Origin of the sequence: Rhodococcus sp. (in: high G+C Gram-positive bacteria), assembly GCF_049286785.1 — a bacterium.
Taxonomy (GTDB): Bacteria; Actinomycetota; Actinomycetes; order Mycobacteriales; family Mycobacteriaceae; genus Rhodococcus_F.
On sequence record NZ_JBAQEO010000845.1, the window covers coordinates 1 to 5,259 of the forward strand.

Below are 5,259 nucleotides of genomic sequence, written 5' to 3' on the forward strand. Positions count from 1 at the left end.
ACCTCCCGCCACACCCGCGCGGGATTCATCGGGATCTCGCGCAGGCGTGCGCCGGTGGCGTCGGCGATGGCGTTGGCCAGGGCAGGCGCTACCGGGTTGTACGGGGATTCGCTCATCGATTTGGCACCGCGGGGTCCGAGTTCGTCGTACGTGTCGGCGAAGTACACCTCGGTGTCCGGGACGTCCGCGATCTGCGGGATGTGGTAGTTGCGCAGCGCAGGGTTGAGCACCTTGCCGTTCTCGAGCAGCATTTCCTCGTAGAGTGCACTGCCGATGGCTTGTGCGACTCCACCTTCCACCTGACCGCGGCATTGCTGGGGGTTGAGGACGGTCCCGGCGTCGGCGCCGTGAACCGACTGCAGAATCCGGACTTCACCGGTATCGGTGTCGACGGCCACCCGGAAGGCGTGCACGTTGAACACCACCGAACGGGGAGTTCCGTCGTGATGCCCGTCCGAACGGAAAGGTCCTTCGGGCAACAACTTGTCGAGCTCCACGAACTGACCGGAGAACTGCACCCCATCGGGTGTGAGTTCCCCGTCGGCATCGCCGTCGACCCCTGCGATCCGCCGGGCGGCGTCGAGTAACTCCCCCCGTAACCGGGTTGCCGCGAGGTCGACTGCCTTGCCTGCCACCATGGTGCCTGCCGAGCCGAAGGCGCCGGTGTCGTGGTTCGCGACGTCGGTGTCCGACTGCAGCACGGTGATGCGATCGGCTGTGGTTCCCAATGCGGAGGCAGCGAGTTGGGCGTGCACTGTGCTCGTTCCATTACCGAACTCCGAGGTGCCGACCCGCACCTCGTATCGCCCACCCTCGACGAGGGTGCACGAGACATCCGCGAAATGGCCTCGCGGCGGGATGGTGGCGATCATCGAGGCTGCCATGCCTTCGCCCACCCGCCACCGCGAGCCTTCGGGCGGGTGGACACCGTTGCCGCGACGCAGCGCAGCCTCCGTCAGATCCAGGCACTGATCGAGGCCGTAACTGCCGAAGGTGAGATCGTCGTGCAGCACCTCGGCCTCGACGAAGGCGTTCCCGGGAACGATCACATTGCGACGCCGCAGCTCGAAGGGATCGATCCGCAGCTCCGCCGCAAGCTGATCCAGGGCGGACTCGACAGCGAAGATCACCTGGCCGAGTCCGTAGCCGCGGAAGGCACCGGAGGGAAGGTTGTTGGTGTACACAGCCTGTGCATCGATTCGCTTGTTGGGGCACCGGTAGAGCGCGACGGATTCACCGCAACTGTGGAACATCACTCCCGCGGAATGGTTTCCGTAGGCGCCGGCGTCGGAGAGGACGTCGACGGCCATGGCGGTGAGCGTGCCGTCAGTGTCCCCGGCGACACGCACCGAGATGGTCATGGGGTGCCGGCACGGGGCGATCGTGAACTGGTCGGAACGGGTGAACTCGTACTGCACCGGCCTGCCGGTGCGCAGCACGGCCAGGGCAACGAGATCTTCCACCAGCATCTCCTGCTTGGCCCCGAAACCACCGCCCACGCGCGCGGCGACTACCCGCACCTGTGAGCGGTCGAGAGAGAACAGGTGGGCCAGTTCGTCGCGCACGAGGAATGGCACCTGGGTGCTGCTGCGGACTGTGAGTCGCCCGTCGGAGTCCAGCCAGCCTGCGGCGGCGTGCGTTTCGAGATGCACGTGCTGGACGCGTTGCGTGCGCCACGTGCCTTCCACCACCGCACCGGCGGTCCGGGCTGCTGCCAACGCGCCCTCGACGTCGCCCACCTCGCCGTGGATCTCGGCCACCAGGTTGCGTGCCGGATCCGCGATCCGCGACTCCGGACCCTTGTCGCCGTGCACCAGGGGAGCGCCGGGACGCCGGGCGATATCCGGATCGAAGACGGGTTCGAGGATCTCGTACTCCACCTCGATCAGCGCCACGGCGCGGTGGGCGATGTCGACCGATTCGGCGACCACGGCAGCGACCCGCTGCCCGGCGAACCGGAGGACGGTGTCGAGAATGTACGTGTCGTCGGGATCGTCGGTGCGGAATTCGTGGCGCGCCGTGGAGAAGGCGACGTCGGGGCTGTCGCGGTGGGTGAGCACGGCATGGACTCCGGGCAGCCGTTCGGCGGCGGAGGTGTCGATGCGGATGATCCGCGCGTGCGGGTGCGGGCTGCCGAGTATCTGGATGTGCAGCAGGCCGTCGACGGACAGGTCCAGCGTGTAGGGCTCGCCGCCGCTCACCACCCGGGCGGCGGCGGGGGCGGCAATCGAACGACCGGAAGAGGCTCCGGCACTGTCGGATTCGGTGGTGCACACGCCACCGACGGCGTCCCGGATCGAACGATAGCCCGTGCACCGGCACAGGTTCCCCTTGAGTGCGTTGGGTAGATCGGCGCGCTGGGAGTCGTCGAGGGCCGACGCGGTCACCACCATGCCGGCCGTGCAGAAGCCACACTGGAAGCCGGCGGCCGCGACGAACTGCTGTTGCACGGGGTGAAGGTGATCGGGCTGTCCGAGGCCCGCCGCGGTGACCACCTCCCGGTCCTGGGCACGGTACGCGGGGATGACGCACGAGTGCACCGGACTGCCATCGAGCAACACGGTGCAGGCGCCGCAATCACCGGCGTCGCAACCCTTCTTGACGGCGAACCGGCGCTGCTCGCGAAGTAACGTGCGCAGGCACTGGCCGGGACGCGGGTCAACGTCCACCGCCTGTCCGTCGACTGTGAACCTCATGCCAGTTCCCTCCTGATCTCCTCGGCGAGAACCCCGGTGACGTGGCGGCGCCAGTCGGGGGCGCCGTGCGGGTCCGACAGGTAGGCATCGGGCGGGATCCGTTCCGAGAGAGCTCGGCTCAACATCTCGCTGTCGGGGACTGCGGGAAACCGCAGGACGAACGGCCGGACGGTGGCGGCGGTGACGATCAGTGCGAAGCCGTTGGAGTCGAGGCGTCCCGCCAGCAAGGCACCGGACCGTCCGAGTGGCGAGTATGCGATCTTACGCAGCACGGCGCGTCCGCGCAGCGCGTCCAGTGGGAGATGGATGCTGCGGATCAGGTCGCCAGGTGTCAGTGCGGTCTCCCGCACCCCGGAGACGAGGTCGACCACAGGGATCCGCCGCTCACCGCCATCCGGGGTCCACACCAGGACGTCGGCGTCCAGCGCGCAGCACAGGGTGATCAGCGCACCGGCCGGCAAACCCAGCGCCAGGTTGCCGCCCACGGTGGCGGTGTGCCAGATCTTCCACGACGCGACCAGCGACTCGGCACACGGACGGAAGATCGTCGTGGCCGTCCAGTCGTCCGGAAATGCTGTGGTGCAGAGATTCTCGATCGTGCAGGTTGCGGCGATCTCGAGCCCGTCCGGATGCACGGTGAGCGCAGGCCAGCCGAGCGTCGTCAGATCGACCAGCCGGGTGAGGCGCGCATGCTGTTCCGAGTACAGCCAGGTTCCGCCTGCCAGGTATGCCGTTCCCGGTGACGGCGCAGGCAGGTCACCCCTGGCACGCGGAGTCGAGATGTCGGTGACGAACGGCAGGTCCATGTGCTCAGCCCGCCTTACGCGTCAGCGCGCGGTGAGCCCACTCGACCTCCACCGCGACGTTGTCCTCGTCCACAGTCGTCACTCTTCCACGCTCGACCGCCGAGCGCCCGTTTACCAGCAACAACTCGAGTGGCGGTGTGACTCCGAACGACGATGGTCAACCGAGCCACCCCGTGTATGCCTTCCACGCCGGTCCGGCGTCAGGAGCGTCCGACCGCTGCACCGTCGCCTGGATGAGCCCGTACGGGCGGTCGGCGGCGTAGAACACCTCATTGTTGTTCTCCACCCCGAACCGCCCGAGGTCGTACTCGAAGTGGTGCTTGTTCGGGGCTGACAACCGGATCTCGGCGATGATCGGTATCTCTTCGAGAACGGCTTTGCCGATCTCGAACAGGGTCTGTTGCAGCGCGAGTGAATGGACGGTCGCGAACTTCGCGACGATCAGCTGCTTCACCCGGTCGTAAGCTTTGTTCCATTCGACTTCGGTTGTGGTGAAACGCCATTGGACCATCAGGGATGTTGCCATCACACGGTCGTGGGTGGGCTCGAGCACGGTGTATTCGTCCTCGAGGAAGCCGAAGAACTCGCTGCCTGTGGACTTGAGGATCACCAGATCCTTGAGGCCGCCGATCACCCACGTGCCGTCGCTGTCGACGGTGACAGCCGCGGTGCGGATTTCCTGCCCCTTGCGGACCCACGTGTGGTCGTGTTCGGCGCCGTCCACCACCGCGCGCTCCCAGGCGTACTCCTCGATCTCGATGCGGGCGCCGTCGACGGGCTCGATGTCGACCACGAAATGCCGCGCGAGTGCCAGTCCGTACTCCTCGATGGAGTCGAGCCCCTTGTCCTTCGCGTAGGAGTACGCCGTCTGCTTCTGGGAGTCGGTGGGCAGCACCGTGCCCTGGTCACCGGCCTGGTAGGCGGGCGAGAAGTCGCCGCGAAGGCACGTCGAGACGTTGACGTCCCGGATCTCGTGGCGAGGAGAGTCGCGGTAGATCCGCACGATGCGGACCTCGGCCTTGCCGTATTGGTTCTCGCCCAGGACGATGTCGCCGGTCAGCTTGGTCACGTTGGTCGTCACAGTCGAGTCAGCTCCCGCGGTAGGTGGAATAGGCGAAGGGGGACAGCAGGAGTGGGACATGGTAGCCGCGCTCGGGGTCATCGAGTGCGAAGGTGACGGAGACCTCCGGATAGAACGTCTTGTGTCCCCGTTCGGCGAAGTACTCGCCGGTCTCGAAGACCAGGCGGTAGGTGCCTGCGGCCAATTCCGCCGGGGCGAGCTCGGCGATCCGGCCGTCCGCGTCGGTGCTCGCGCTGGCGAGGGTGGCGCCGCCGGCGGACTGCAGGCGCACCACCACTCCGGCGGCGGGCGTCCCGTCGGTGGCGTCGAGGACGTGCGTACTGAGAATCTTGGACATCACCGGACTCCTCTCGAATAGTCGTCCAGCAAGCCTTCCAGACGCAGCCGGTTGATCGCGGCCAGTTCTCTCCGGAGAATTCGGCGTTCGGTCAGGCTGTCGTTGCGGAGCCGCTCGTGCAGTATGGCGAGCAGTTCCTGCGCCGAACGCCCGGACGCGCACACCAGGTAGACGTGCCCGAACTTCTTTTCGTACTCCTCGTTTCCGGCCCGCAGATTCTCACGGACGGCGTCGTCGGCGGAGGCGACCGCCGACTGCTCGCGCGCGGATGACGAGTTGTCGGCGCGACCACCGATCCGCGGATGCCCGGACAGCGCCTGGTCGATCTCGGCATCGGAG

At 67.0% G+C, this 5,259-nt stretch carries 5 protein-coding genes and 1 pseudogene; all 6 read right to left on the reverse strand.

The window, feature by feature from the left end; genetic code table 11:
• Positions 1 to 2,696 (reverse strand): molybdopterin-dependent oxidoreductase (locus tag WAW17_RS30155; RefSeq protein ID WP_422336519.1); only part of this gene is annotated, 2,696 nt, incomplete at its 3' end.
• A complete protein-coding gene (locus WAW17_RS30160; RefSeq protein WP_422336520.1) occupies positions 2,693 to 3,502 on the reverse strand; it encodes an FAD binding domain-containing protein in 810 nt (269 codons plus the stop codon). The genes WAW17_RS30160 and WAW17_RS30155, both read right to left, overlap by 4 nt.
• Positions 3,503 to 3,506: 4 nt before the next feature.
• A pseudogene (locus WAW17_RS30165) lies at positions 3,507 to 3,647 on the reverse strand (8-oxoguanine deaminase); the annotation flags it as partial.
• Positions 3,648 to 3,659: 12 nt separating this feature from the next.
• On the reverse strand, positions 3,660 to 4,571 hold the full coding sequence (gene pucL, locus WAW17_RS30170; RefSeq protein ID WP_422336523.1) for a factor-independent urate hydroxylase: 912 nt from the start codon (positions 4,569 to 4,571) through the stop codon (positions 3,660 to 3,662).
• A gap of 19 nt (positions 4,572 to 4,590) precedes the next feature.
• Complete coding sequence (gene uraH / locus WAW17_RS30175) at positions 4,591 to 4,920, reverse strand: hydroxyisourate hydrolase (RefSeq protein ID WP_422336521.1); 330 nt, start codon at positions 4,918 to 4,920, stop codon at positions 4,591 to 4,593.
• Positions 4,920 to 5,259, reverse strand: a 340-nt coding sequence (locus WAW17_RS30180; protein ID WP_422336522.1) for a 2-oxo-4-hydroxy-4-carboxy-5-ureidoimidazoline decarboxylase, incomplete at its 5' end; no start/stop codon positions are given. The genes uraH and WAW17_RS30180, both read right to left, overlap by 1 nt.